The organism is Exiguobacterium sp. BMC-KP, from assembly GCF_001275385.1.
Classification (GTDB): domain Bacteria; phylum Bacillota; class Bacilli; order Exiguobacteriales; family Exiguobacteriaceae; genus Exiguobacterium_A.
On record NZ_LGIW01000015.1, the window covers coordinates 773,582 to 797,686 of the forward strand.

The window sequence follows — 24,105 nt, forward strand, 5'->3', positions numbered from 1 at the left end:
CCCGCCCAGATGGAGGGCGGGTTTTCTTATAAAATCGGCGATAATAATCGGGAGATACTCTCTTTGAAACGGATGACCCGCGGACGAGCAGCATATTTTTCAATCGTCAGTCGTTCGCTATCCGCGACATCGGACAAAAAGAGCAGTTCCAATTCCTCTGCTACAGCTTGATGATACAGAATCGCATTCATCTCGAAATTCAATCGAAAACTACGCGCGTCGATGTTCGTCGTTCCGACCGAAGCGATCTTACCGTCGACGACGATCGTCTTCGCATGCATAAAACCGAGTTCATACGTATAGACTTCGGCACCATGTTGAATCAATTCACCGACAGAGGCATAGGTTGCCCAGTAGACAAACGGATGATCCGGTTGATTCGGAATCATGATTTTTAGTGTCACACCTGAGGCGAGCGCAATTTTGCAAGCATCCATGAAACTAGCATCTGGGATAAAGTAGGGAGACTGGATGTAAATTGATTTTTCAGCGGAATGGATCATTTGAATCAGCATGTTCTTCAAGTATTCCGTTTCAGAATTCGGACCGGACGTGACGATTTGAATCGGAACGTGATCGGTTGATGTTTCGAGCGGCGGAATCGGTGCGGTCGACCAATCCGTTCGCTTCCTACTTGCCGCATCCCAGTCTTGTTCAAAATGATATTCGAGTTCTTCGACGACGGGACCGAGGACGCGCAGATGCGTATCACGCCAGTAGCCAAAGTGTTCGTCCTCTCCCAGATATTCTGATCCAACATTAAAACCACCGATATAGCCGATTTGTCGATCAATCGTACATAGTTTTCGATGATTTCGATTGTTGATTCGCAGGTTTAGAATGCCGAGTGGGGAAGAGAAGAACGAACGAACTTCACCACCATCTTGTTTGAATACTTCAAAGTCCTTTGATTTGAGCTTCCACGATCCAACGGCATCATAAAGGATGCGGACCTTGACGCCCCGTTTTGCCTGATCGAACAAGGCGGACAGCAATCTATCTCCAAGCGGATCGCGTTTTAAGATGAAATATTGAATATTGATTTCTACACGTGCGTTTCGAATATCGGCGAGTAAGGTATCGAATTTCTGATGACCATCGAACAAGGTCCGAACGTCCGTCGCTTCCGTTAAGAGGGCGTCCGCCGTCCGGTTCGCTTGAACAATCTTGCGGTACTGGAAAATCAGATTGTCAGAATGGAGTGGTTCGTTCTCTTGCATCTTGATGTCATGATCCCGTAAACGTTGGCGTTCTTTTGGCACATGGTAAAACGCATCCTGTTTTAAGGATCGACCGAGCAGTAAGTAAATCAAGAAGCCAAGGACTGGAACGAAAAAGAGAATCATCAACCATGCCCACGTCGCACTGACGTCACGTCGCTCAAAGAACAGGATGGCAATCGCCGCTGTAATATTTGCGATGACGATCGCGTAGAGCAAGATTGATAAAATCAGGGTATAGTCCATCAATACGAACACCTCGTTTTCAATTAGGATGATTTTGACGGGAGGGAGAAAGGGTGATCTTAGAGTGGTTCCGTTTCATCTCGAGTATCGTGTTCATCCCGATTTCAGATGATTTATTAGTCATGCGTCAAATAAGTAGTTGGTTGCGACACGGTCACCAACCGATCGTGATTTTTCTGTTAGTCTGGTCTGCCTGTTTCGTTTGCTTTAATCTCTTCTACGGTATTCCTCGTTTGTTTCGAGAACTCCCTTTCTTTCAAAAGCTCTTAACGAATAAACATCTCGCAAAAGCAGAAGCCGTTCTTCAGGAGAAAGGAACAGCTGCTATCGCCACCTCATTTTTCCTTCCGGGTGTCCGTCGCCCGATTCATTATATGGCAGGATTACTTGCTTATCCGTTTCGCCCTTATATCATCGTGACGTTCGCTGGTACAGGTATTTATGCGTTAGTCTGGACGATTCTGATCAATCGTTTAGGAGCCTATGGACTGTTGAATCGCTTTTCCACCTGGTGGGCAACGCATGGCGGTGTTTTGTTACTACCTGGTATCGTGGTCTTATGTGGCATCTTATGTTGGGTCTTTCGGGACACGATCCGGAACTGGTTCATCCGTTCGTAGGGCGTGATTTCGGAGTTGTGCCAGCTTCATGATGTTAAGAACCGTGACTTTCGCGACGGCATAAAACGGAACGGCGAGTAACATACCGAGAATCCCTGCGAGTTGCCCAGCGACAAGTAAGACGACCGTGATCGTAATCGGATGAACTTTTAGTGACTTTCCTTGAACGAGTGGGGAGATGACGTTGGCATCGAGTTGTTGCACGATCGTAATACCGATGATGGCATATAATCCTTTGATCGGTTCATCTAAAAAGCCGATTACGACTGCTGGGGCGGCACCAAGGAATGGTCCGAGGTACGGGATGATGTTCGTCGCAAAGATGAATAGTCCAAGTGGTAAAAAATACGGAATATCAAGCCACCAGAGAACAACTGTTGCGAGACTTCCGACGAATGTACAGACGATTAGTTGAGCTCGGACATATGAGCGAATCGTTCCATTCATATCCTTTAAAATGAGTAAGGCTTCCTCTCGATAACTCAACGGAATGAAGCGAACGATGGCGTAAGGTAACTTTTTCCCATCAACGAGCATGAAGACATATAAGAACAGGGCGATGAACAACGTGAAGACCGTTGAAGCAATGAACTGAATCAACCATAAGATGGATCCGGCAATCGACGAGAAGAGATTCCCAAGAAGTGACGACGCACTTTTCATCGAACTCTCAAAGGAAGAAATATTGTCGTCAAGGGATGGAATGGACGTTCCATATTTCGCGTATAAGGATAAGACTTGAGCATACAAGCGTTCGGCGAATCCAGGTACGGCAGCGACGAAGGCGAGAAGTTGTTTCGTGATGAGCGGGAATAAGGTTAGGAAGAATAGGATGACGAAACTGAACAAGAGTGCTAAGACGATGAAAATCGCCAATTTACGGGAGTGGAGACGACGTTCGAGTAAATCGACGAAGCCGACAGATAGATAAAATAAGATACCAGCTAAGATGAAAGGGGTGAAAATCGTCGTGAAGAGGACAAATAACGGATAAAAGAGAAAGTCGACGAGCCGCGCCATATAAATGATACTGAGGATGAGCAAGATGAACAGACCAATACGAAAGGAACGATTGGAAATCAATCTGGACAAGGCAATACCTCCTCTAAGATTCATGGATATGATATCCTTTCCCCAAAATAACTAAAATAATTGGAAAAGGATGAATTAGTGATTCTTTTTTCACATATATTTGTTAATTTTTCGGTGGAATGGGTAATTGTAAGTTATGCTGTTTAGACATGTGATTTGTCGTCAGTCTATCCCTTTTTTCCACCTCAAGACGTTCCTTTACCTCATCCTTCATGCGTACATAGTCAGTCCTGAACGTCACTCCTCCTTTCTCGTCCGTATAATCACTCGTACCCCCTCATCAATCACTTCAATTCTTTCGTCTCAGATATCTTATTAGTTCACTAAATTCCTCTGCATACGTCTTGTCCTGTTTTTTTATAATGACAAAGTTGCTTAGATGAAAAGGAGGAATCGTGATGTCAACAGCTCGACTCATTCAAGAATTCAAGGAACTCGTACGAATCGACTCTGTATCTTTTGCAGAAGGTCCATTCCAGCGGGAGTTGATTCAGCGTTTTCAAGCTCTCGGTCTAACGATTGAGGAAGATACATCAAAAGAAAAAACGGGACTTGGAGCAAATAACTTCATTGCCCGGCTTGAGGGGGATGCATCGGTCGAACCACTCTTTTTTTCATCGCATATGGATACGGTCTCTCCTGGTCAAGGCATTCAACCGTGTGAACGAGACGGTCGGATCGAATCTGATCAGACGACGATTCTTGGAGCGGATGATAAGGCAGGAATCGCAATCATGCTCGAAGTGATCAAGCGTCTAAAAGAGCAACAAATCCCGCATGGTCCCCTCGAATTTATTCTGACGGCAGGTGAGGAAGTGGGATTGTTAGGCGCAAAAGCTGTCGATATGGAAATGTTACGGGCAACGTATGGTTATGTCCTTGATAACGGTGGTCCAGTCGGTGGAATCATCACGACGAGTCCATCGATGTATCGATTGGATGTAAAAGTGACTGGACGAGCTGCTCATGCTGGTCTGGAACCGGAAAAAGGGATATCAGCAATTGAAGTTTCTGCTCAAGCGATTAGTCGAATGAAACTAGGACGGATTGATCACGAAACGACAGCGAACATCGGTCTCGTACAAGGGGGAACGGCGATGAACGTCGTCATGGAACAGTTAGAATTCGTGGGAGAAGTCCGCTCGTTTGATCATTATAAGTGCTTGGAGCAAGTCAAAATGATGGAAACGCTGCTAAACGAAGCGGTCTCGACATACGGAGCAAAACTGGAATTTCATGCGACACCACTCATCACGGGATATCACTTTGAAGAGACACATCCGTTACTCGTCCATGCTAAAACATGTCTTGAAACAATCGGAAGACGTGCTCGATTTGAACGAAGTGGCGGAGGCACAGATGCTAATGTCTTCAATGAACGAGGGAAAGTCGTCGTGAATCTATCGATTGGATATGATGAAATTCATACAGTGAATGAATATATTCCGATTGATGAGTTCGAACAAGCCGTCATCCTCGCTCTTAAGCTCGTACAGCAGATGCCCTCGTTCTCAGTATGACGGTGTTTACTATGGCAAACAGCTACTTCAGCGAACCGAAAAAATGCGAATCGTCATCATGAAACGTTCCAAATATCCTTCTTCCATCCAATCAATTGTTGTTCCTTCATTATCGTTTTCAGCGTCGCTGATGTTCACGGTTTAGGGTTTACTACCAACCGGTCGTCTGAAAAGGAGGAACACGCATGCAACCGATCATCGCCTTTACGATCATCATGCTCATCTGGACAGTCAGCGATTATATCTCGAAAAAAACGAAGGCCTTATTATCTTCCTTATTCGTTGCTTCAATCATCTTCTTGATCGGATTTAAGACGAATCTTTTTCCAGAAGATTTGTTACCGACATCTTCGTTGTTACCACTCGGTCAAACCGTCGTCGGGATGATCATCGTCCACCTCGGAACATTGATTAGTCTCGATGAATTCAAACGTCAGTGGAAAACGTTTTTGATCGGGGTATCAGCGGTGATCGGGATTAGTGTCTTATTGTTTACGATTGGTCGATTACTCCTAGATACCAATTATGTATTAAGTGCGATTGCCGCTGTCAGTGGTGGTACGATTTCCGTCATCATCGTTCAAGAGCAAGCACTCAATGCCGGACTGATCTCTGTCGCGGTTTTTCCAGTCTTGATTGCTGCTTTACAAGGATTAATCGGTTTTCCGCTGACTTCGATCATTCTTCGAAAAGAAGCACTTCGGATTCGAGAAGGTGTTCGGGATGGTAGTATCACGAAACGAGTAGAAATCAATCCAGAACAAGCAACGAAGAAACAAACGATTCTTCCGGAGCCGTTTCAAACGACGGCAGGTACGTTGTTTGTCGTTGGAGTAGTCGTCATCGTCTCCTCGTTTCTAAGTGGGTTGACGAACGGATGGCTCAATACGTTCGTCATTGCCTTATTACTTGGTATCGCTTTACGGGCAACTGGCATATTGAAACCAAACGTCTTGAACGGAATCGATGCCTACGGTCTGATGATGCTTGCGATTTTATTGATCATCTTTGGACCGCTTGCAACGACTTCATTTGCGGACCTCGTCGAACTACTTGTACCACTTATCATCGCCTTTTTCCTTGGTGTTCTTGGCATCGTTTTATTCGCGATGCTTGCAGGGAAGTTGCTCGGGTATTCCTATCCGATGGCGATTGCAATCGGTTTGACGTCTTTATATGGTTTTCCAGGTACATTGATCCTCAGTCAAGAAGCAGCTAAAAATATCGGGGAGACGGAAGATGAGGTCCGAATCATTGAAGATGAAATCTTACCAAAGATGGTCGTTGCCGGTTTTTCGACGGTGACAATCACATCCGTCTTCATTACCGGTATATTAGCGTCGTTCATCTATTGAATGGAGGAATGGAAGATGGGGTTTCAAGAGGATATCAGTCGTCTGAAACAGTATTCGGGTGAGTCAGTTTTATCCGTATACTTGAGTACGGCACCTGACAAACGGAATCAATGGCAAACGGTCTTACGCAATGAACGAAAACGCATCCTGTCTGAACACGAAAATCAATCAGCGATTGAGAAGTGCTTTGATGCTGTGGAACGGGCGATTCAAGAACGTCGAACGCAACTCTTACGGAGTGTCGTTACCTTTTTTACGAGCGATGGTCAATTGAAGGAACTACATCTGTTACAAGTAGACGTGACCGACGAAGTCAGCTACGGACCAAAAGCAAACGTCAATCAATTAGAGGTCCTCGATCATCAGTTTCCGAGAACAGGTATCGTTTTGACACATCTTGATTCTGCGACGATACTTGATGTCCGGATCGGAGAAGTTGAGTCAAAACGGGACTATGAACTTGATTTAGACACGGGACAGTGGCGTCGTTATCAAGGACGTAGTGCACGACAAGGTGCGTCAAGCAGTAGTCAGTCGGACGATTTTCAAGCACGTGTCAATCAGCAAGCAGAGCGCTTCTATCGCGATTTAGCGTCTGAGATCGATACATTACGACAGACACAAGACTGGGAACGGCTGATTTTAATTGGTGAGCGGAGTCAGGCGAGTTATTTGGAACAAGCGTTGAAGGCGAAACCGGATCAAGTGATTCATAAAAATTTATCGCAAGCGAGTAATCAACAGTTACTCCAACATGTATTTTGAACAAAAACTCCCTTAGTGAATCGTTCACTAGGGGAGTTCGTCTGTTAACGCCATGTTTGTAATGTATTCGCGAACTGGATGTTTGTCTCAAGTTCTCCTGTGATCTCGCTTGCTGCAAAGTCATTGCCAGCAAGCCAGTCGGCAAAGTCGAACGTGACCGGTTGCTGATCACCACCGAGGGCGAACCAGACCTTTAACTCTTCTGGGAAGTAGGCAGACGTATGAATCGTGCCTGCCCACTGGGCATACAGATCGGCAAAGACTCCTTTATCGGTATCGTTGAGAAGACGAAATGCTGATTCTGCGTCTTGAATCATATGTTGATGGGTCTTCAGCTCCATCATCCGGCGTTTTGAGTCATCGAGGTGGTAGCGATTCTCATGTTGAAGCAAGTCGAAATGGTTCGTGCACATATTCGACTCTCTCACTTGAACGTCGCGTGCCGTCGCCTCGATGACGAACGAACGCGCCGATTTGTCATGGACGACGTACGTGAACGAACCGCGATGCGGAATTTCTTTTACGAGTGAGATCGCATCATCAACTGATGTACACATTTCTAAAATAATTCGTCCAATCATGAAGCTAACGAATCCGTCTCCTGGGCGACGACGGTTAATGAAATTATAGCCCATCGCAAGACCATGTTCATTCATCCCGTCCATTCGTCCGGTCACACGCGAGGCCGGACCGATGATCGCTGAACCACCGTCGTTCGGTTGAAAGACAGAAAATCGTCCATCATACGTCATCGGATGGTAGTCGTAATTACGGACGAGGAAGTTATCGCCGGTCATAATCGAACAACCGCTTTTTGGTCCTTCGACCCGGTAATGCCCGAAATGGAGTAACGTATCCGGAAGTGATAATTCGAGTTCGTCCTGGAGTCCGAGTAACTCGTCCCAAATATGCGGAGCATATCGAAGAAACATCTCCTTCGTTTCGACCGGATCGACTTGAAAACGCGGAACTCGAATTTTCCAGTTGTCCTCCCGGTTATGGAGCATCTGGTTGCGTTTGACGTAACGTCCTTGTTCGCGACCAAAATCGTAATGACTGCCGCGGAATTGGGTGATCTCATTAGCTACACGTTGCATGCGACTCATCCTTTCTTTGACTGCTGTACGATGATTATATCGAACGACAGACGGAAAGTCGTACCGTAGGTCTTTGTGTTAGCACATTAAAATACAGGAATATTGAATATTTAGTCAACTATTTAAATCCTGAACCGATAAAAAAACGGGAGGGGATAGAATGAAACACATGTCAGTCAGACGGAAGATACAAGCTTTGATCGCAACAGCCGTCGTTGCGATGCTATTAATCGCGGGAGCAGGACTCTATTTTCTAAATCAGATGTCGAATGCTTCACGCACGATGTATCAGGAAAATCTGTTACCAATTCAAGAAGTAGCCCAGATTCGAATCGATACACGTGCGCTCGACTCATTTTTAGTCGAGATGATTTTGACGAAAGATGCGACACGTATTGATGAGTTACAAGCTGAAATCGATACGCGCCAAGCGCAGATTCGCTCATCTGTCAATAAAGTTGCAGATACAGGACAATTCACGAAACAGTCCGAAAAACAATTAGAGGACTTAAAGGATAACGTCCTTGCCTACGACAATGGGATGAGTATCGTTCAGGATGCCGCATCACGAAATGAAAATGAGGAAGCGTATAAATCCTATTCTGAAAATCTCGAACAGGTTCGGGATAATGTTGCGAGTTCAGCAAAATCCTTGATGGCCTCGATGACAAAACAAGCGAAGGAACTAAATGCACAAAATCAGGCAGAAAAACAGACAGCCTTTTACTTAATGCTTGGAATCATCTTAGTAGGAGTCATCTTATTTGTCGGACTCGCTTTATACATCATTCGGTTGATTACACGTCCGATTCGTCAATTACAAGGGTGGATGGATCAGTCTGGTAACGGTGATTTGACGGTTCGAGGCGACTATGATTCGAAAGACGAACTCGGTCAATTGACGACGTCATTTAACGACATGATTATCTCGCAACAGCAGGTCGTTCTCGAACTAACAGGAACGGCAGAACGTGTCGCTGTTGCGTCGGACGAACTAAGTGTGAATGCGGAATCTACGACGAAAGCGACGGAAATGGTCGCTGTAACGATGGAAGAGATGGCAAGCGGTGCGAGCCAGCAGCTTCATCAAGTCTCAGACGCTTCCCGGACAATCGAAGAACTGACGACGTCCGTCCGCTATGTTGCGGGTAATGCACAACAGATGACGGAGCGGACTTCAGACGCTATGGATAAGGTCGCGCTCGGTGGTCAAGTCGTTGGAACACTCGGTACACAAATGGGACGAATTCAAGAAGATTTCAACCGTCTCAGTCAGGTCATCGATGGCCTCGGAAATCGGTCACAAGAAATCGGACAAATCACGGATTCAATCAAAGGTGTTGCTGCACAGACGAATTTACTAGCGTTAAATGCGGCAATCGAAGCTGCACGCGCTGGGGAACAAGGACGCGGGTTCGCTGTCGTCGCTGCTGAGGTCAAGACATTGGCTGAACAATCTGCCGTCTCAGCGAAACAGATTGAGACATTGATTCGAATCATTCAGCAAGAGACCGAAGCATCGGTCGTCTCAATGGAAAAAGTATCAACGGAGATGACGAGCGGGATTGAAGTCGTCGATCAAGCCGGTGCTTCATTTGCCGATATCGAGACAGCTATCACCGACGTGACAGGGCACGTCGAAGAAGTATCTGGAGCTGTCCAAGAAATGGCAGCAGCGAGTGAACAGATTGCTTCTGTCATGCGAACGATTCAAGCGGTGACGGAAGGAACAGCTGCCGGCACACAAAATATTTCTGCTTCGACTGAGGAACAAATGGCATCGATGGAAGAAATCTCATCGGCGTCACAATCCCTTGCGACGATGGCGGATGATTTGAAACAAGTGACAGGTCGATTTACCGTATAAAGGAACATGCAAAAGACCTCGATGATTCAATCGTCGAGGTCTTTTTTTGTATGGGAATCTATGGAAAAATTAAAGGGAAGTCAAGATCGTATGTCGTATCTATTTAGTAAGGCTGAATCGATTAGGAGGAACTACATATGGAATTTCAAACACTTAGGACAGATAGACTTGATTTGGTACGTGTTTCAGCAGACCATGTCGACGAACTATATACGATATTGTCCGATCTACGCGTAACACGTTTCTATGGAATTGATCCATTGACATCAATCGAAGAAGCAGAACAAATCATTGCATCATTTGATCAAACGTTTATCGTAAGACGCGGTATTCGTTGGGGAATGATTGATCGACATACGGGACGCTTCATCGGAACGGTCGGACTTAATAACTGGAGTCCGTATGCGAAGAAAGCAGAACTTGGATTCGAATTGCACCCAGATTTCTGGCGACAAGGCTATGTATCGGAAGCTGTCCAGGAAGTCATCCGTTTTTCATTTGAAGAGCTAGCTCTCTATCGATTAGGAGCGGTGACATTTCTTGAGAACGAAGCATCGTATCGCTTACTTGAAAAACTCGGTTTTCGGTTTGAGGGTGTTTTACGTGGCTACCTCTATCAATGCGAACAATCGCACGACGCTCGCATGTACGGACGCTTATGTACAGATATCGTTACGAGTGCGGCAACGATTGAAGAAACTGTTTGACGGCGCGGCGGGACCTTAAGTGAATGATCCGTTTATCGGTAGTAGTTTCAAGTGTTGAAAGAATATCTGGGCGTTTATCAACCGGAAAACGCCAAATCCATTTTAGAAAATTGAGTGAGAACTTCTCGGAGCAACCTGCCGCCATGTCCGGTCGACTGGTCTTGCGATAGCGCCATGTCCGTTTTAGTGCTCGGTAAAGACAAAGCGTCCGCGGTAAATCAAGGAAGATGATCGTATCAGCTGCGTTGATTCGTAAATCGAGCGTTCCACCGTAGTTACCATCGATGATCCATGTGTCGCGTGATGTAAGTGTTTGTTGAATTAAGCGTTGTTCGTTTCGGGGAACCGCTTGCCAGTTGGCACGCCATAATAAGGCGTCAAGGTGATCGACGGGATAGTCGAGTTTCTCTTTCAGCGCACGGGCAAGAGTTGATTTGCCGGATCCACCAGATCCTATCAAAATGATTTTCCGCATGATGTACCTCCTATTTTTTGTCATAGAGATTGATCATACCATGATTTTCTATCCAATCAAAGAAGAAATGGAGCGATCCAAATGGTACCTAGTTTTATTCTTGAAGGAATGACAATTGTTTTCATACTACTCGTAATCGGATGCGGCGTGATTTTTCTCCCGGCACGCTGGAAGCGATATGGATTGATTCTCCTTGGTTTAGTGGCAATTGGATGTAGTTCCTTTTGGTATGTACGTCCGACGCTTGTGGATCATCAAATCGTGGAGAATGCTGAGCAATTAAAAGAAGAGCTAAAACGTCAATTCGCGGATGAAGCGTACACGATAAAAAAACAAAAATTTTCGTATGAGTCTTCGTCGAGTCCGTATCCAATCGAAGTCGAATTTGAGAACGAACCTAACGCAACCTATTTTTTACGGATGGATGGGGACCGGATTACGTTGTCAGGTTTTATCATAAAAAACGAAGATGTCGATTACGAATTACAGCATGTATTCAAATAAAGACCGGATGCTATAACATCCGGTCTTTGGATTAAATGGATTTTGTTTTTTGTGCTGCGGACATCGTCTTGACTGCGAAGAAGGCAATCAGACCGAATCCTACTTTATTGATCAAGTCGGCAAAATTATAAATCAATTCGCGGACGAGCTGCACCTCGATGCCGGGTGCAAATAAGGTGACGGCGTAACCGACCGGATAGATTGCCCAGCCAATCAAGATGAACAAGCGCATTTGCAGCAAGGCTTTTCGAATCGGTGCGGGTTTATCTTCAGCGGCTTTCGTGACATTCGTGAACAAGAGATAAATGATATAAAACCATGCGATACAACCAACGACGTATGCCCAAAGACCGAGTTGTGTGAAGCCACCCGCTAGATTGATGGACGACTCTCCGATATAACCACCGATGATCATGATGATGTCCGCGATGACGAGTTTCGTCAGAAGGGAACGTCCTTTCCCACCTTTTAAACCGAGTAACAGTGGAAACTTGATCAACAAGAGAGGCGTCGTCACAAGCCAATCGATGTAGCGGATTTCAGTCGGAAAGCCATCGATCTCCGACAACAAACCGGATTCCCCAACAGCCTGCTTCATGAAATAGTAATGAATCGCGGCGACGAACGTGACGAGTGCAGCGACTGTTGCGGTCGAGCGGTATTCTGGGGCGAGGGAATTTCGTTCGACGAGAAAATAGAGCGTACCAGCGGCCATTCCGACAAATCCGACCCAGAACATGTACTGGGTCGCAAGAACGAGAAGGTTGACATCTTCCATGTGATTCGACTCCTTTTCGTAAGTGGGCACGACCTTTCATACTTCTATTTTATAAAGAAGGAAGCAGTAAAACGTCATGTCAAAACGCTTTGAATGTGCCGTCTATCAACGGGTTGACAACATTTCGACACACTTGAGGAGGAGTGACAGATGACGATTAAACGAACAGACCATATCAGCTTGAATGTCGAGAATCTTGAAGAAGCGATTCGCTTTTTTACGCTTTGTGGTCTTGAAGTGCGCGAACGGTGGGAGATGGAAGGAACACTCCTAGATCAGCTACTAGACTTAAAAGGGGCAAAAACGGAATGTGTCGCACTCGGATTACCAGGTGAAACAATCTGGTTTGAACTCGTTCGCTTTAAGGAGCCGCGTGATTCTTCTAAGAAAATTCATCCGGTCTACGCGAATGGATTCCGTCATCTCTGTTTTGAAGTAACGGCACTCGACGCACTCATCAATCGTCTAGCGAATATTGGCTATCATCCGATCGGAAGCGTAGCGGATTATGAACGCGACTATCGTCTCTGTTATGTACGTGGACCAGAAGGTGTGATTGTTGAGCTGGCAGAAAAAATCGATCCCAATTAAAGATAGGAATAAAAATAATTACTATTAATTTAAGATGACGGCACCCTCGCATTTGTGAGGATGTCAACTTGTTTAAGATATTGCAGGAAAAGGAATTAAAAAAACCGTAGAGTAATATTAGAGAACGCAATCGACTCGAGAGGGGAAAAAGATGAAAGCGAAGCGCTTAACAGGGTACGGTGTTGCCACATTATTCGCCATGAGTTTGATGGTGTCAGGTTGCGGAAATGACGACACTTCGACAGACAAAGTCGAAGAAGGGTCGACGAATTCGAACACGACAGACGATACGATGAACAATGACGATACGATGCAAGATAAGGATACCGTAACGAAAAATGCCGATACGGATTATGGCTTCAACAGTCTATCGATTGAGGCGGACGTCGACGGGGATAATGATGCCATTGATATTAGTTATGACCGGGATAACGATGGCACGGAAGCGGAATACCGTTATAAGGGAGAGCAAAAGCAAGGGGACGACGCGATGACGGAACTCGATGCGAAGCTCAAGAACTTAAAGATTGATGCGGATACATCAGAAGCAGACGTCATCGGGGAGGTCGAGCGTGTGTTTGCGATCCAAGATGCTTCACGCTTAGAAGTTGACATCGAATTCTCAGACGGGACCGAAAAAGAGTATAAAAAATAAACAAGAGGTCTACGCTCTATGGGGCGTAGACCTCTTGAGTTAGTGAAGCGTCAAATGAGCGAGAACGCCATAATGGTCACTCGGTAGCGGATGATGTGTCAGTCGCTTGTTTCCGATCAGTTGCACATGCTGTAATGTCACCGGCGAAGGCGAACGCTGACAAAGTAACCAATCGTACCGAACGGGTGTCGTGACGCCGTCATTCGATGCCAAGTGTGGATTCGTCACGGGATTAAGCGTCGCAGCTGCGACTTGACCGGTTCGCGTAGCAAAACTGTCAGCGAGGTCGACCCACTCGCGTAGCGCAGCGTGATGAAGGGGCGACCCCGGACAATCATTAAAGTCTCCACCTAAGAACTCGATCGTCGCGTCATCAGTTTGCGAGGCGATCCATTCGTTGACGAATTGTAGTTGATCGAGACGGATGTCTGAGGCGCGCCAGTTAAAATGAATATTCGTTACCGCAAATTGGACACCATCCATTGTGAAAGGGATTCGAATCGCACAGTGGTGGTTAATGTTTCTTGTCGCAACCGCGCTTGAATCCGTCCGCTCAAACGGCAGTTTCGTCAAAATGGCAAGTCCCTCATCCGGTGAATCCATGTAAGGATCCATCATCATATAAGGGTATCCGGTTGCTTGCGCCAAATGCTCGGCGATCGAGACGAACGGTTCGTCTGGCTGAAACGTCGACATGACTTCTTGCAACAGGAGAATATCTGGTTGATGCTGTTTGATTTCTGCGCACAACGCCTTGAACCGTTCTTGTCGTTTGTGCGGATGATGCCAAATGTTATAGGTCGCGATCGATAACGAATGACTCATAGGTGTAAGCCCATCAGGACGGTATCGTAATAACAGCCGTCCGATAGTAACCGGTCATGACGAAGTCGTCCTTCTTCTTGAAATCCATGTCGCTGATAGAGCCGTATGGCACCAAGATTCGTTTCAACGACCTCAAGCTGAATCTTGAGGAGCGATTGCGCTTTCGCCCAAGCAATCATCCGTACCATGAGCTGACTCCCAATGCCTTGTCCCCAATCGGATTGAAGTACTCCGAGTCCGAACGATGCCTTGTGCGAGAAGCGTTTCAAGTGAAATCCGCGACAGCGAGCATAAGCGATCAGTTGTCCATCGCGCTCGACGACGAGGATACGATCAAGCACCGATGTATCACATAATTGGTTCGCGAAATCCGTCGCCGACATCACGTCCTCACCGGGCATCCGGTCAAAGTATTCCGTTTCTGCGTCGAGTGCTTGACGGAGTTCAGCGAGTGCTTCAGCGTCACTTAGTCGAGCCGGTCGAATCTGATAACGTTGTGTATCAAACGAGTGGTGCATCGTCTGCATATGTAATCCTCCGTTCGAATTGGAATATGATAACATTATGGCAGGAATGGTATCATTTGTAAATTTAAGGGGGGGACAGTTTGAAGATTCGCTTAGGAACAATAGAGGACGGGACGTTCGTCCGCGAGCAGTTGATCGCCTATAATCGGCAGCATGTCCATGAAGCCTTATATGAGCAATCCGGAGAACTTTGTTTTACAGCTTATAATGAGACGGGCGATTGCATCGGAGGCATTACCGCTTCTTACGGTTGGCAACATATTCATGTCCAGTTTCTTTGGGTGAGCGATACATCACGACAGGCAGGTGTCGGAACCCGCCTGCTGCAAGCAATCGAAGGATATGCGAAGGAAGCAAGGTGTACGAAAATTCTTTTGGACACGTTTGATTTTCAAGCACCAGACTTTTACCGCAAACATGGTTATGAAGAGTATGGACGCCTGACCGATCATCCATCGAATGGACAAACTCAATATTTCTTCGTCAAGCGACTTTAACGCCGGACGTGCACAATCCAAGCCGACATGTACGTAAGTGTTCCGATTGATAAGACAAGAGCAATCGCATAAAAGGGAAACGCTGGATACAGTTGAAGTAACGGTTGCTCAAACAAAAAGGCAATCATTAGAATGGGAAGGCTGATCATAAAAGCAACGTACGCTGCTCGAGTCGCTTTACCGGTGATCAATGCCTCACGTTCGTCGGAGTCGGAAAATTCTGCTGTTGCGAACGAACGCGAACGGTCTTCTCGTAAGAAATAACTGACGACCGAAAGGATAATCGCAATCACTAGGACTGGAAGGACACCCATTAGATTTAATTCCAGCGACAATCCCGTACCGGATACCGGGTCATCTTGAAATAACTGCAGATTAGCATGAATGGCACTGATGAGATAAGCAGCTAAAAAGTAGAGACAGCAATTAAGTAAGGATTGAGTAACGACACGTTTCATCGGGATTCCTCCTCTAATTGAAATAGTTCTTCGATGGGTCGATCGAATACACGAGCAATCTGCATCGCAAGTAAGAGCGACGGCGTATAGCTTCCTTTTTCAAGCGAGATGACGGTTTGGCGTGTCACGCCGATTCGTTCCGCGAACTGCTCCTGCGTCCACTTGTTCTGTTGGCGATAGAGGCGGACTTGATTCGTCAGCTTCATCTGACGACCTCCTTTCCAGTTGTTTACATTGTAAAGTCTGGTTTACATTTTGTAAAGTCAACTTTACTTATTCAGTATGAAAAACCACCGAATCGTTTCGATTCAGTGGTGAAGCCGTACATGATCGATTGTGACTCATCGTATAAAAGAGAGAAGTCCTCCCTTAATAATCACAGGAGGTACGGCGTTACAATGACTGCTAAGAGACATGAGAACGTCGTAACGACTTGGTGATGACGTAAGGATAGGAAAAGCGTGATTAACCCGGTGATCGTTATGCCGGATAAAATCCATCCTACTAAAAACTCCGTGTCATTTGAAGCAATCGGAATGCTCAATAAATAAGCTGTCGCATGCGGAAAGTAATTCATAGCATCTAAAAGGATACCGCCAAAGACACCAATCAGCAGTAAGCCGATCGACAGACGGAATAGTGATTTACGTTTAATCATACAGATACTCCTGTCTTGTTCGATTTGACGCGTGAGTTTGTTATTTTGCGTCTATTTACTTGAATTCTACAAAAAGAGTCGAATCCCTCTCTGTTATCTTTCTCGGAACTTTATCAAAAATCCTTGCATCTACACATCAAACGGAATATTCAGACAATTATCGGGTATTCTCTTGAAAACACCATCGCCGATTCAGTGGAGAGGAGAAGAGAAGATGATGCCTGAACTGATACCGGATGACCGTGAGCTTGAACGAAGGATTCGGATTGTCCATTTGTTGCGAAAACTGGGCAAGACAGACGAAGCGATTGCCCGATCCTTGTATGTACCGGTCGAATGGGTTCAATCCATTTATGAAGAAGACGACTGGCAGCAAATGCAATCATCCTAAGGCAAGGACATCTCGTCCTTGTTTTTTCGCGTGTTCCAGTATACTGAAATAAGAAGAACAGCTAGAGAGGATGAAAAGTGATGAACATTGCCATCATTGGGGCGGGAATCAGTGGGCTGTATCTCGCGACGCGCCTGCAGGAGCTTGGACACAACGTGACGATCTATGAAGCACGTGACCGAATTGGTGGACGAATCGAGACAGTTGATTTCGACCTAGCAGGACAAACGTACGCTTTTGATCTTGGACCAACTTGGTTTTGGCCGGATAGTGAACCGCTGATGGTCGATTTGATCGATCGGTTGGATTTACCGACAATAGAACAGTATTCGACCGGAACTCTCCGACTCGAACGGGCGGGGCAACCGATTGAGTCACATGTAGTCGCAAGTCAACCGACGGCGTTGCGTCTCCGTGACGGAATTCGTTCTGTTGCGACAGCACTCGCTGCACAACTCAAACCGGGAACGATTCAACTCAAGTCTCCCATCAGTCAGATCGATGCGACGGATCGGAGCGTCATCAGATTCGAAAAGAGGAGTCAGCCGTACGACGAGATTGTCCTTGCACTTCCACCGCGTCTAGCAGCGAAATTATCGTACGAACCTGCCTTACCGGAAACAATCCTAGATGAACTCGAAGCATTACCGACCTGGATGGCGCAACAAGCCAAATGTCTAGTTCTGTACGAGAAACCGTTTTGGCGTGAATTTGGTTGGTCCGGTCAAGCAATCAGCTGGAGCGGGATGTTGCAAGAGATCCATGACGCTTCTCCAAAAGACGGACTTGGAGCATTGTTCGGTTTTTTCCGTACGGCGGCGAGCGAACGACAAACACTGACAGAGGCTGAAATCCAGGAAGCCGTCCTTGAACAGTTGACTCGTTTGTTCGGTGAACAAGCGCTTCAACCGATTGGGTGGGCATATAAAGACTGGTCATCCGACGTATGGACAGCGACACGCGCGGATGCTACTCCACTAGTCGCTTTCCCTGACTATCATACGATTGATTTCGGAGCGGAACACGCAGCGATTTCCCTGATTGGAACAGAGACGGATGCCAGTCATGGTGGGCATCTAGAGGGTGCCTTACGATCCGTTGAACGCTATTTAGAAAAGAGAGGAGAAGAAACATGATCGAGACGCTACATTATGATGTGTTCACAACGACACCTGGAGCAGGTAATCCAGCTGGGGTCGTCTTAGACGCTGATCATTTAACAGAGCTTGAGATGCAACGGATTGCGCGGACGAATGGATTCACAGAGACGACGTTTGTCCTGTCGTCTGATCAGGCAGACTATCGCATGCGTTACTTTGCACCGGAACGAGAGATGAACTTATGCGGACACGGCACGATTGCTGCACTGACTGCTTTAGAGGTAACCGAACGTTTACCGATGACGCTCCAAATCGAGACGAAATCAGGAATCTTACCAGCGTCACGATTAGCAAACGGGATGTTTCGTTTGCAACAAGGGCGACCTAAGCTTCAATCATTCAATGGTGAGATCAATCAAGTCTTAGCATCGATTGGGCTAGAGTTAAAACATCTTGATCACCGATGGCCAGTCGTATACGGTAGTACAGGGAACTGGACACTTGTGTTGCCGATTCGACGTCTCGAAGACTTTCAGCAGATGATACCTGATAATGCGTGTTTCGCAGACATTCTTTCAAATCATCCCGAGGCATCGATTCATCCGATCTGTTTAGATACATATGAGGAACAGGCGACCATGCATGGACGACACTTTTCGGCAACGGGAGCAGGTAGTATCGAAGATTCAGTTACGGGAACAGCGAGTGGGGTGATGGGCGCCTATTACCGAAAATTCATCCAACCAGCAACAGCGGAAACAACGATCATCGTCGAACAAGGACACGAGATGGGACGACCCGGTCAGGTCGGAATCCGGATTTCCGGTGCAGGTCTTGATCACAGCAACTGGAAGGTCGAGATGGAGGGACAAGCTGTTTTTGTTGGTGCAAAGAAAGTGGGGGAGGAGAAAGATGTTGAAGCATTTCATTTGGGATTTTGATGGGACGTTGTTTGATACGTATCCCGTATTGGTCGATGTATTCGTGGAAATGCTCGAACGTGAGGGACGAACGGTCGAGCGTGAACGAGTCGCTCAGCTGATGGCGATTTCGGCTAAAACGACGTATGAGGCATTTGCCGTATCGGATGAATTCATCACGACATACAAACAACAGAAGACAACGATCGAGTTGGACCGCTCTCGTCCATTTTCGGGAATTCAGAAACTGTTAAAGGCGCTCTCGGAGAGAGGTGCGACGCACCATATCGTCACCCACCGTGGGCAGTCGATTCACGCTTTACTTAACAAGAATCAGTTGACGCATCACTTTCAAGATATCCTGACGGCTGAACAAGGTTTCGCCCGGAAACCAGATCCAGAAGCTGTTCAGTACCTGATCGAACAGCATCAATTGCAACCGTCTGAAACGATCATGATTGGCGATCGGGAACTCGACGTCTTAGCCGGACATCACGCTGGCATCGCTACATGTCTGATCAGCAATCAACCGAGTAAGACGGTTGCGACCTACACGGTGCATTCTCCAGGTCGATTAAACGAACTCTTCCTGACATAACAACAGCCCCGCTTCCATTGAAGGAAACGGGGCTGTTGAGTTAAGAAGACAATCGATCGGCTTCGGTTGCTTCGATGCGTGGGGCGCGCCAGAAATATGTCAGTAAAATACCGACCGCAAGCATCGCTGTTGCGAAATAGAACGGATAGTTCAGATTGACATCGAACAATAAACCACCGACGATGGGGCCGAGAATGTTCCCGATACTCGTAAACATCGAGTTCATCCCACCGACGAATCCTTGTTCGTTACCTGCGATCTTTGAGAGATAGGTCGTAACGGCAGGTCGCATCAAGTCGAACCCGACGAACACGACCATCGTCACGAGAATGATCGAGATGTAGTTCGTGACGAATGTCATCAAGACGACAAGTAACGTCGAACCGATCAAACTATAACGAATCAAGCGAATCTCACCGAACCACCGTGTCAATCGATCGAACAATCCGACTTGGACGATGACACCGACGATCGCACCAAGCGAAATCGCAAGGGCGATATCTTTCGCCGTGAAGCCGAACTTACGGTCGACGAACAAGGCGAATAACGACTCAAACGAGGCAAGACCGAACGACGAAATCAAGAGGACAAGAAAAGCGATGAAATAGAGTGGGCTGAAGACTTTACGGAAACCAGTCTGTTGCTTAACGGATGTAGTAGCTTCATAGTGCCGTTCTGGTTCTTTAAGCGTAAAGACGGATAAGACCATCGCCGTTAGTCCGAACGCTGCGGCGAAAAAGAATGGCATCCGTGTCCCGAGATCAGCGAGGAATCCACCAATTCCTGGTCCGATGATGAAACCAGTCGAGATGGCGGCAGACATGTAACCGAGCGCTTTCGGGCGGGTTTCGTTCGTCGTGATATCAGCAATGAATGCCGTGACGGCAGGCATGATGAAGGCAGCACTGACACCACCGAGAATCCGGGATGCGAACAGGACTTCGACGCTTTGACCAAGACCGAACAAGAGCTCGGACATGCTGAAGATGAACAAGCCGATGATGATCATTGGTTTACGCCCATATTTATCGACGGCTCGTCCCGCAAGCGGAGAGAGAATCAGTTGCGCAAAGGCGAAGGCGGAGACCATGTATCCGACCGTCGCTCCGGAAATGTTGAGCTCGTTCATGATTGTCGGTGTGACAGGAATGACGAGACCGATGCCTAAAAAGGCGATGAATAAGTTGAGTAAGAGTGTACTCAGAATCAATGAATTGTTTTGCATAGTTCACCTCAGTTAAATTAAATCATTTTTGACATACCACGCCAGACAATCGGCCAGACGGCTTGTTGTCTCTTGTGAAACGCGTCGACGCCGTTATAGACGAGTTCTGTCAACGTGCCTTCGGCGACGGTCAAATAGGCGAGTGCGGCACTTTTATAGTCCGTTGAATACAGAATCTGTTCTGTCCGGTCTCGTTCACGGAGTAGACGAGTCAAGAGATCATGGAGCGAATCAAAAAACGGATTGAACCGCTCCGTCATTTCTTGTTCGAGTTTCTCGGGTGGAAAATAAGCAGCTCGAAGAATGAATCGCATCAGGATGTCATCTTGCTGTTCTGAAATGAACCAGTCGAAGAAACCATGCAACGATTGCTCGAGCGGCTGCTGGCGCGTTTTCGTAAAATACGTCGCGAAGCGTCGTTTCTGCTCCTGCAACGCATACGTCGTCGCTTGCAAGAATAAGTCGTCCTTGCCTTTATAATGCGCATAGATAGACGGTTTCTTAATACCGACCTCTGTCGCAATTTCTTGTAGCGATGCTCCTTCATAGCCGTGTGCGGCAAAATGATGGATGCTCGTCTGTAATAATTGTTGAGCTTTCAGGTCAATCACCTTCCTAACGGTCGTTAGGTAACACTTTAACAGTAATATTTAAATGAAGTCAATTAGATTATCTTCACGTACAAAAAAACTGACTCCGCGTTTGCGGAGTCAGTTGTGTTGATTGATCTTATTTGTTCATCACACGACCGCGAGTAGCAACGCGTGAACCGACGATACCAGCAAATGATGTGAAGATGAGTGTCAGAAGCAGTCCAACGAATGCCCAAATCGAAATTTTTGATGCTGTTTGTGTCGCTTGTTCCGTTTGCTCACGAACATCTTGGACCGTTTTCTTCAAGTCTGCAGAAGTCTCGTCAAGCGTTTGCTTGGCGTCATTGATTTGTTGCGTTGTTTCTTTCGTTGCTGTATTGAGACCATCAACGATGTTTTGCGTCGCTTCTTCCGCCTCAGCACCTGTGAGATCGGTATTTTTCGCAACAGCGTCAGCAATCTTATCTTCATCGACCGATTTCTCGATTTTTTCAGCACGTGCTGTTAATGAATCCCCGAGATCTTGGACGATTGTATCGAAGTTTTCTGGTTTTGTGATGGCTTCTTTACCAGCAGCCGTGACGTCATCTTTGACGGCGTCGAGCTGACCTTGCAAGTAGTTCGGTTGTAATTCTTTGATGTCTGTATCCTTAAGAATTTCATCGACATTTCCTTCGAGCTCTTTAGTATCAATATTTGAAACGTTTTTCGTGACCGAATCAAAGCCTTTTGTTGCAGCATCCGTTGCTGTTGACGCAACAGATCCAATACCACTACCTGCCGCACCACCGACTGTTCCGAGTAATGAACCGACGGATTGTAATGTATTGACCGTCGTGAATGTCAAGAGAGCGAACAAGAGGATGACACTCGTTGACCAAGTCAAGAAACCGTGGACGAGACCAGCGCGAGCTGACGTCACACCGGACACGAATCCAGCGACGAATAACGAGATGAGCAATGAAAGGATTGCCCAGACGATTAATCCTGTACCGACACCATCGAACGGATTATTTGACGTCACGTCTGTGACACCGAGTCCGATTGCCGAACCAATTAAACTAAATAGAATTAATAAAGATAAGAATGATACCACACCTGCAAAAATCGAGCTCCATGAGATGTTACGACCTGCATCGTCCGCTTCCGGTCGGAAATGTGACGAAAAGCCTCTGTTTGTTTTTTCCATAATAAGCACTACCTCTCCCCAAATTGGTCTTTCAAGTTTGAGATGTTCATGAATGTAAAAGCTTCATCTCAAGTTTCTTACGCGCATAGCTCTTATATTACCGATAAGTTAGAGGGAGAAACCTAGTATTGCAAGTACATGATTAATGGTCGCCTGAACTTCAATGAAGTGTTTTGGATTGCGTTTGAAGAAAAAGCATCGTACACTTTTATCAAGTGTCACGTTGTACTGTACAGTTTAAAAATCAAAAGGAGGTGATCCCCCGTACTTGGGGGATACAAGTTGGACATCGTCTTAACACTGAATTTGTTGTTACTTGTCGTATTGATTGGTTTGACCGCGTTTTTCGTAGGCTCGGAGTTTGCTGTCGTTAAAGTCCGGATGTCACGTCTTGACCAGATGGTGCAAGAAGGAAAAAAGGGTGCTGCGCTTGCGAAGAAGGTGGCAGGCGATTTAGATTACTATTTGTCTGCCTGTCAGCTTGGTATCACGATTACAGCGCTTGGACTCGGGGCACTCGGGAAACCGACTGTTGAGAAGTTATTGACACCGGTCTTTGATGAACTCGGTGTTGCAGTGGCTATCTCGACACTTCTGTCCTATAGTATCGCGTTCATCTTCGTCACGTTTTTACACGTCGTCGTTGGTGAACTGGCACCGAAAACGCTCGCGATTCAGTATGCAGAACGCATGACGTTGTTACTTGCACCGGCACTCTATGTATTCGGGAAAGTCATGTATCCATTCATCTGGATTATGAACGGTTCCGCCCGCGTTCTCCTTCGGATGTTTGGCGTTCGACCAGCTGGTCACGAAGAAGCCCACTCGGAAGAAGAATTGAAAATTATCATGGCGCAAAGTTTTCAAAGTGGTGAAATCAATCAATCAGAACTCGACCTGATGCAAAATGTCTTCGCTTTTGATGAGCGCGTCACGCGTGACATCATGGTGCCACGCATGAACATGTTGGTCATTTCCGACGAGATAAACTGGGAAGACCTTTTACAGACGATGTCAGACAATCCGTATACGCGTTATCCGGTCAGTGAAGGAACGGATAAGGACCGGATTAGCGGCTATATCAACGTTAAAGAAGTGCTCGCATATCATGCTGTACAACATGAACGAGAACTTGCATCGTTCATCAAGCCACTTCCAGTCGTCTCAGAATTGACGCCGCTTCAGGAAACACTCCTGAAGATGAAACAGACACGATCGCACATCGCACTTGTCATTGATGAGTATGGTGGGACATCTGGTTTAATCACGATGGAGGATATCTTGGAGGAAATCGTCGGTGATATCCGTGATGAATTCGATGAAGCGGAACAAGCAGAAATCGAACAGTTACCGGACGGCGCTTATCGCTTAGCCGGAACCGTTTTACTCGTCGAAATCGAAGAACGATTTGGTCTTCGTTTTGCAGAAGCAGAGGCGGTCGATACGGTCGGCGGTTATATTCAATCGCGAACGACTGATTTTAAACAAGGAACCATCGTCACGGATGAAGCCTTCACGCTTGAAATCATGCGATCTGCCCAATATCAGATTCATGACGTTAAGTTGACATTGACGCCACGTTAATAGAAAGACCCGTTTTGTCTAGTAGTTCAATCTACTAAGCAAAACGGG

The 24,105-nt window shown here is 46.5% G+C and carries 28 protein-coding genes; 15 read left to right on the top strand and 13 right to left on the bottom strand.

Features of this window, described 5'->3' with window-relative positions:
- Positions 1-26: 26 nt before the first annotated feature.
- A complete protein-coding gene (cls, locus tag ADM98_RS09675) occupies positions 27-1,466 on the bottom strand; it encodes a cardiolipin synthase (RefSeq protein ID WP_053453313.1) in 1,440 nt (479 codons plus the stop codon).
- Positions 1,467-1,519: 53 nt separating this feature from the next.
- Between cls and ADM98_RS09680 the strand changes: the two genes are divergently transcribed.
- On the top strand, positions 1,520-2,086 hold the full coding sequence (locus tag ADM98_RS09680; protein WP_053453314.1) for a DedA family protein: 567 nt from the start codon (positions 1,520-1,522) through the stop codon (positions 2,084-2,086).
- Here ADM98_RS09680 and ADM98_RS09685 read toward each other — a convergent pair.
- Entirely contained in the window at positions 2,036-3,178 is a 1,143-nt protein-coding gene (locus ADM98_RS09685; protein WP_235504869.1) for an AI-2E family transporter, read from the bottom strand. The genes ADM98_RS09680 and ADM98_RS09685 overlap by 51 nt on opposite strands.
- Positions 3,179-3,576: 398 nt before the next feature.
- Between ADM98_RS09685 and ADM98_RS09690 the strand changes: the two genes are divergently transcribed.
- From ADM98_RS09690 to ADM98_RS09700, 3 genes are all read left to right on the top strand, one after another.
- Complete coding sequence (locus ADM98_RS09690; protein ID WP_053453316.1) at positions 3,577-4,698, top strand: M20/M25/M40 family metallo-hydrolase; 1,122 nt, start codon at positions 3,577-3,579, stop codon at positions 4,696-4,698.
- A gap of 185 nt (positions 4,699-4,883) precedes the next feature.
- Positions 4,884-6,053, top strand: coding sequence for a hypothetical protein (locus ADM98_RS09695; RefSeq protein ID WP_053453317.1), 1,170 nt, complete (start codon positions 4,884-4,886; stop codon positions 6,051-6,053).
- A 15-nt stretch (positions 6,054-6,068) separates the two neighbouring features.
- A complete protein-coding gene (locus ADM98_RS09700) occupies positions 6,069-6,818 on the top strand; it encodes a VLRF1 family aeRF1-type release factor (RefSeq protein WP_053453318.1) in 750 nt (249 codons plus the stop codon).
- Positions 6,819-6,862: 44 nt separating this feature from the next.
- On the opposite strand, the gene ADM98_RS09705 is transcribed toward ADM98_RS09700, so the two are convergent.
- Entirely contained in the window at positions 6,863-7,915 is a 1,053-nt protein-coding gene (locus tag ADM98_RS09705; protein ID WP_053453319.1) for a C45 family autoproteolytic acyltransferase/hydolase, read from the bottom strand.
- Positions 7,916-8,075: 160 nt separating this feature from the next.
- On the opposite strand from ADM98_RS09705, the gene ADM98_RS09710 reads away from it, so the two are divergent.
- Together ADM98_RS09710 and ADM98_RS09715 are read left to right on the top strand one after the other, a co-directional pair.
- Positions 8,076-9,782 (top strand): methyl-accepting chemotaxis protein, encoded by a 1,707-nt coding sequence (locus ADM98_RS09710; RefSeq protein WP_053453320.1) that lies wholly within the window; start codon positions 8,076-8,078, stop codon positions 9,780-9,782.
- A 137-nt stretch (positions 9,783-9,919) separates the two neighbouring features.
- A complete protein-coding gene (locus ADM98_RS09715) occupies positions 9,920-10,489 on the top strand; it encodes a GNAT family N-acetyltransferase (protein WP_053453321.1) in 570 nt (189 codons plus the stop codon).
- Here ADM98_RS09715 and ADM98_RS09720 read toward each other — a convergent pair.
- Positions 10,455-10,964: a DNA topology modulation protein gene (locus tag ADM98_RS09720; protein WP_053453322.1), complete on the bottom strand. Its 510-nt coding sequence runs from the start codon at positions 10,962-10,964 to the stop codon at positions 10,455-10,457. The two genes, ADM98_RS09715 and ADM98_RS09720, sit on opposite strands and share 35 nt — an antisense overlap.
- Positions 10,965-11,045: 81 nt before the next feature.
- Between ADM98_RS09720 and ADM98_RS09725 the strand changes: the two genes are divergently transcribed.
- Complete coding sequence (locus tag ADM98_RS09725; protein WP_053453323.1) at positions 11,046-11,468, top strand: hypothetical protein; 423 nt, start codon at positions 11,046-11,048, stop codon at positions 11,466-11,468.
- A 31-nt stretch (positions 11,469-11,499) separates the two neighbouring features.
- On the opposite strand, the gene ADM98_RS09730 is transcribed toward ADM98_RS09725, so the two are convergent.
- Positions 11,500-12,246 (bottom strand): bacteriorhodopsin, encoded by a 747-nt coding sequence (locus ADM98_RS09730; protein ID WP_053453324.1) that lies wholly within the window; start codon positions 12,244-12,246, stop codon positions 11,500-11,502.
- Positions 12,247-12,396: 150 nt separating this feature from the next.
- Here ADM98_RS09730 and ADM98_RS09735 point away from each other — a divergent pair, with 150 nt between their 5' ends.
- Both ADM98_RS09735 and ADM98_RS09740 read left to right on the top strand, forming a co-directional pair.
- Positions 12,397-12,837, top strand: a complete 441-nt coding sequence (locus ADM98_RS09735; RefSeq protein ID WP_053453325.1) for a VOC family protein — start codon at positions 12,397-12,399, stop codon at positions 12,835-12,837.
- Between the two features lie 151 nt (positions 12,838-12,988).
- Positions 12,989-13,492, top strand: coding sequence for a YusW family protein (locus ADM98_RS09740; protein ID WP_235504870.1), 504 nt, complete (start codon positions 12,989-12,991; stop codon positions 13,490-13,492).
- 39 nt (positions 13,493-13,531) lie between these two features.
- Here ADM98_RS09740 and ADM98_RS09745 read toward each other — a convergent pair whose 3' ends face one another.
- Both ADM98_RS09745 and ADM98_RS09750 read right to left on the bottom strand, forming a co-directional pair.
- Positions 13,532-14,317: an endonuclease/exonuclease/phosphatase family protein gene (locus tag ADM98_RS09745; RefSeq protein ID WP_053453326.1), complete on the bottom strand. Its 786-nt coding sequence runs from the start codon at positions 14,315-14,317 to the stop codon at positions 13,532-13,534.
- Positions 14,314-14,844, bottom strand: coding sequence for a GNAT family N-acetyltransferase (locus tag ADM98_RS09750; protein WP_160315933.1), 531 nt, complete (start codon positions 14,842-14,844; stop codon positions 14,314-14,316). The genes ADM98_RS09745 and ADM98_RS09750 overlap by 4 nt, the downstream gene beginning before the upstream one ends.
- 80 nt (positions 14,845-14,924) lie before the next feature.
- On the opposite strand from ADM98_RS09750, the gene ADM98_RS09755 reads away from it, so the two are divergent.
- Positions 14,925-15,341, top strand: coding sequence for a GNAT family N-acetyltransferase (locus ADM98_RS09755; RefSeq protein ID WP_053453327.1), 417 nt, complete (start codon positions 14,925-14,927; stop codon positions 15,339-15,341).
- Here ADM98_RS09755 and ADM98_RS09760 read toward each other — a convergent pair.
- From ADM98_RS09760 to ADM98_RS09770, 3 genes are all read right to left on the bottom strand, one after another.
- Positions 15,338-15,799: a hypothetical protein gene (locus ADM98_RS09760; RefSeq protein ID WP_053453328.1), complete on the bottom strand. Its 462-nt coding sequence runs from the start codon at positions 15,797-15,799 to the stop codon at positions 15,338-15,340. The two genes, ADM98_RS09755 and ADM98_RS09760, sit on opposite strands and share 4 nt — an antisense overlap.
- Positions 15,796-16,005: a helix-turn-helix transcriptional regulator gene (locus tag ADM98_RS09765; RefSeq protein ID WP_053453329.1), complete on the bottom strand. Its 210-nt coding sequence runs from the start codon at positions 16,003-16,005 to the stop codon at positions 15,796-15,798. Before ADM98_RS09765 ends, ADM98_RS09760 begins: the two co-directional genes overlap by 4 nt.
- A gap of 170 nt (positions 16,006-16,175) precedes the next feature.
- Positions 16,176-16,457 (bottom strand): hypothetical protein, encoded by a 282-nt coding sequence (locus ADM98_RS09770; protein WP_053453330.1) that lies wholly within the window; start codon positions 16,455-16,457, stop codon positions 16,176-16,178.
- 214 nt (positions 16,458-16,671) lie between these two features.
- Between ADM98_RS09770 and ADM98_RS17470 the strand changes: the two genes are divergently transcribed.
- The 4 genes from ADM98_RS17470 (at position 16,672) to ADM98_RS09785 (ending at position 19,466) form a co-directional block, all read left to right on the top strand.
- Positions 16,672-16,848, top strand: a complete 177-nt coding sequence (locus ADM98_RS17470) for a hypothetical protein (RefSeq protein WP_200904894.1) — start codon at positions 16,672-16,674, stop codon at positions 16,846-16,848.
- 80 nt (positions 16,849-16,928) lie between these two features.
- The gene (locus ADM98_RS09775) at positions 16,929-17,984 is read left to right on the top strand and encodes a flavin monoamine oxidase family protein (RefSeq protein WP_053453331.1); all 1,056 of its coding nucleotides are present in this window, start codon (positions 16,929-16,931) and stop codon (positions 17,982-17,984) included.
- Complete coding sequence (locus tag ADM98_RS09780; protein WP_053453332.1) at positions 17,981-18,889, top strand: PhzF family phenazine biosynthesis protein; 909 nt, start codon at positions 17,981-17,983, stop codon at positions 18,887-18,889. The genes ADM98_RS09775 and ADM98_RS09780 overlap by 4 nt, the downstream gene beginning before the upstream one ends.
- Positions 18,861-19,466, top strand: a complete 606-nt coding sequence (locus tag ADM98_RS09785) for an HAD-IA family hydrolase (RefSeq protein WP_053453333.1) — start codon at positions 18,861-18,863, stop codon at positions 19,464-19,466. The genes ADM98_RS09780 and ADM98_RS09785 overlap by 29 nt, the downstream gene beginning before the upstream one ends.
- Before the next feature lie 40 nt (positions 19,467-19,506).
- Here ADM98_RS09785 and ADM98_RS09790 read toward each other — a convergent pair whose 3' ends face one another.
- From ADM98_RS09790 to ADM98_RS09800, 3 genes are all read right to left on the bottom strand, one after another.
- A complete protein-coding gene (locus tag ADM98_RS09790) occupies positions 19,507-20,691 on the bottom strand; it encodes an MFS transporter (protein WP_053453334.1) in 1,185 nt (394 codons plus the stop codon).
- A gap of 17 nt (positions 20,692-20,708) precedes the next feature.
- Positions 20,709-21,302 carry a TetR/AcrR family transcriptional regulator gene (locus tag ADM98_RS09795; RefSeq protein WP_235504871.1) on the bottom strand — a complete coding sequence of 198 codons (594 nt, stop codon included), beginning with the start codon at positions 21,300-21,302 and terminating at the stop codon, positions 20,709-20,711.
- Between the two features lie 118 nt (positions 21,303-21,420).
- Entirely contained in the window at positions 21,421-22,473 is a 1,053-nt protein-coding gene (locus ADM98_RS09800) for a hypothetical protein (protein ID WP_053453335.1), read from the bottom strand.
- Positions 22,474-22,755: 282 nt separating this feature from the next.
- Here ADM98_RS09800 and ADM98_RS09805 point away from each other — a divergent pair, with 282 nt between their 5' ends.
- Complete coding sequence (locus ADM98_RS09805; protein ID WP_053453336.1) at positions 22,756-24,057, top strand: hemolysin family protein; 1,302 nt, start codon at positions 22,756-22,758, stop codon at positions 24,055-24,057.
- Positions 24,058-24,105 lie beyond the last annotated feature (48 nt).

Excerpts from the sequence above, each read along its gene's own strand:
- ADM98_RS09715 (WP_053453321.1), top strand. The coding sequence starts at position 9,920 with ATGGAATTTCAAACACTTAGGACAGATAGACTTGATTTGGTACGTGTT.
- ADM98_RS09740 (WP_235504870.1), top strand. The coding sequence starts at position 12,989 with ATGAAAGCGAAGCGCTTAACAGGGTACGGTGTTGCCACATTATTCGCC.
- ADM98_RS09690 (WP_053453316.1), top strand. The coding sequence starts at position 3,577 with ATGTCAACAGCTCGACTCATTCAAGAATTCAAGGAACTCGTACGAATC.
- ADM98_RS09700 (WP_053453318.1), top strand. The coding sequence starts at position 6,069 with ATGGGGTTTCAAGAGGATATCAGTCGTCTGAAACAGTATTCGGGTGAG.
- ADM98_RS09760 (WP_053453328.1), bottom strand. The coding sequence starts at position 15,799 with ATGAAACGTGTCGTTACTCAATCCTTACTTAATTGCTGTCTCTACTTT.
- ADM98_RS09720 (WP_053453322.1), bottom strand. The coding sequence starts at position 10,964 with ATGCGGAAAATCATTTTGATAGGATCTGGTGGATCCGGCAAATCAACT.
- ADM98_RS09800 (WP_053453335.1), bottom strand. The coding sequence starts at position 22,473 with ATGGAAAAAACAAACAGAGGCTTTTCGTCACATTTCCGACCGGAAGCG.
- ADM98_RS09705 (WP_053453319.1), bottom strand. The coding sequence starts at position 7,915 with ATGCAACGTGTAGCTAATGAGATCACCCAATTCCGCGGCAGTCATTAC.
- ADM98_RS09750 (WP_160315933.1), bottom strand. The coding sequence starts at position 14,844 with ATGCAGACGATGCACCACTCGTTTGATACACAACGTTATCAGATTCGA.
- ADM98_RS09735 (WP_053453325.1), top strand. The coding sequence starts at position 12,397 with ATGACGATTAAACGAACAGACCATATCAGCTTGAATGTCGAGAATCTT.
- ADM98_RS09770 (WP_053453330.1), bottom strand. The coding sequence starts at position 16,457 with ATGATTAAACGTAAATCACTATTCCGTCTGTCGATCGGCTTACTGCTG.
- ADM98_RS09725 (WP_053453323.1), top strand. The coding sequence starts at position 11,046 with ATGGTACCTAGTTTTATTCTTGAAGGAATGACAATTGTTTTCATACTA.
- ADM98_RS17470 (WP_200904894.1), top strand. The coding sequence starts at position 16,672 with ATGATGCCTGAACTGATACCGGATGACCGTGAGCTTGAACGAAGGATT.
- ADM98_RS09785 (WP_053453333.1), top strand. The coding sequence starts at position 18,861 with ATGTTGAAGCATTTCATTTGGGATTTTGATGGGACGTTGTTTGATACG.
- ADM98_RS09765 (WP_053453329.1), bottom strand. The coding sequence starts at position 16,005 with ATGAAGCTGACGAATCAAGTCCGCCTCTATCGCCAACAGAACAAGTGG.
- cls (WP_053453313.1), bottom strand. The coding sequence starts at position 1,466 with ATGGACTATACCCTGATTTTATCAATCTTGCTCTACGCGATCGTCATC.
- ADM98_RS09695 (WP_053453317.1), top strand. The coding sequence starts at position 4,884 with ATGCAACCGATCATCGCCTTTACGATCATCATGCTCATCTGGACAGTC.
- ADM98_RS09730 (WP_053453324.1), bottom strand. The coding sequence starts at position 12,246 with ATGGAAGATGTCAACCTTCTCGTTCTTGCGACCCAGTACATGTTCTGG.
- ADM98_RS09780 (WP_053453332.1), top strand. The coding sequence starts at position 17,981 with ATGATCGAGACGCTACATTATGATGTGTTCACAACGACACCTGGAGCA.
- ADM98_RS09775 (WP_053453331.1), top strand. The coding sequence starts at position 16,929 with ATGAACATTGCCATCATTGGGGCGGGAATCAGTGGGCTGTATCTCGCG.
- ADM98_RS09710 (WP_053453320.1), top strand. The coding sequence starts at position 8,076 with ATGAAACACATGTCAGTCAGACGGAAGATACAAGCTTTGATCGCAACA.
- ADM98_RS09790 (WP_053453334.1), bottom strand. The coding sequence starts at position 20,691 with ATGCAAAACAATTCATTGATTCTGAGTACACTCTTACTCAACTTATTC.
- ADM98_RS09745 (WP_053453326.1), bottom strand. The coding sequence starts at position 14,317 with ATGAGTCATTCGTTATCGATCGCGACCTATAACATTTGGCATCATCCG.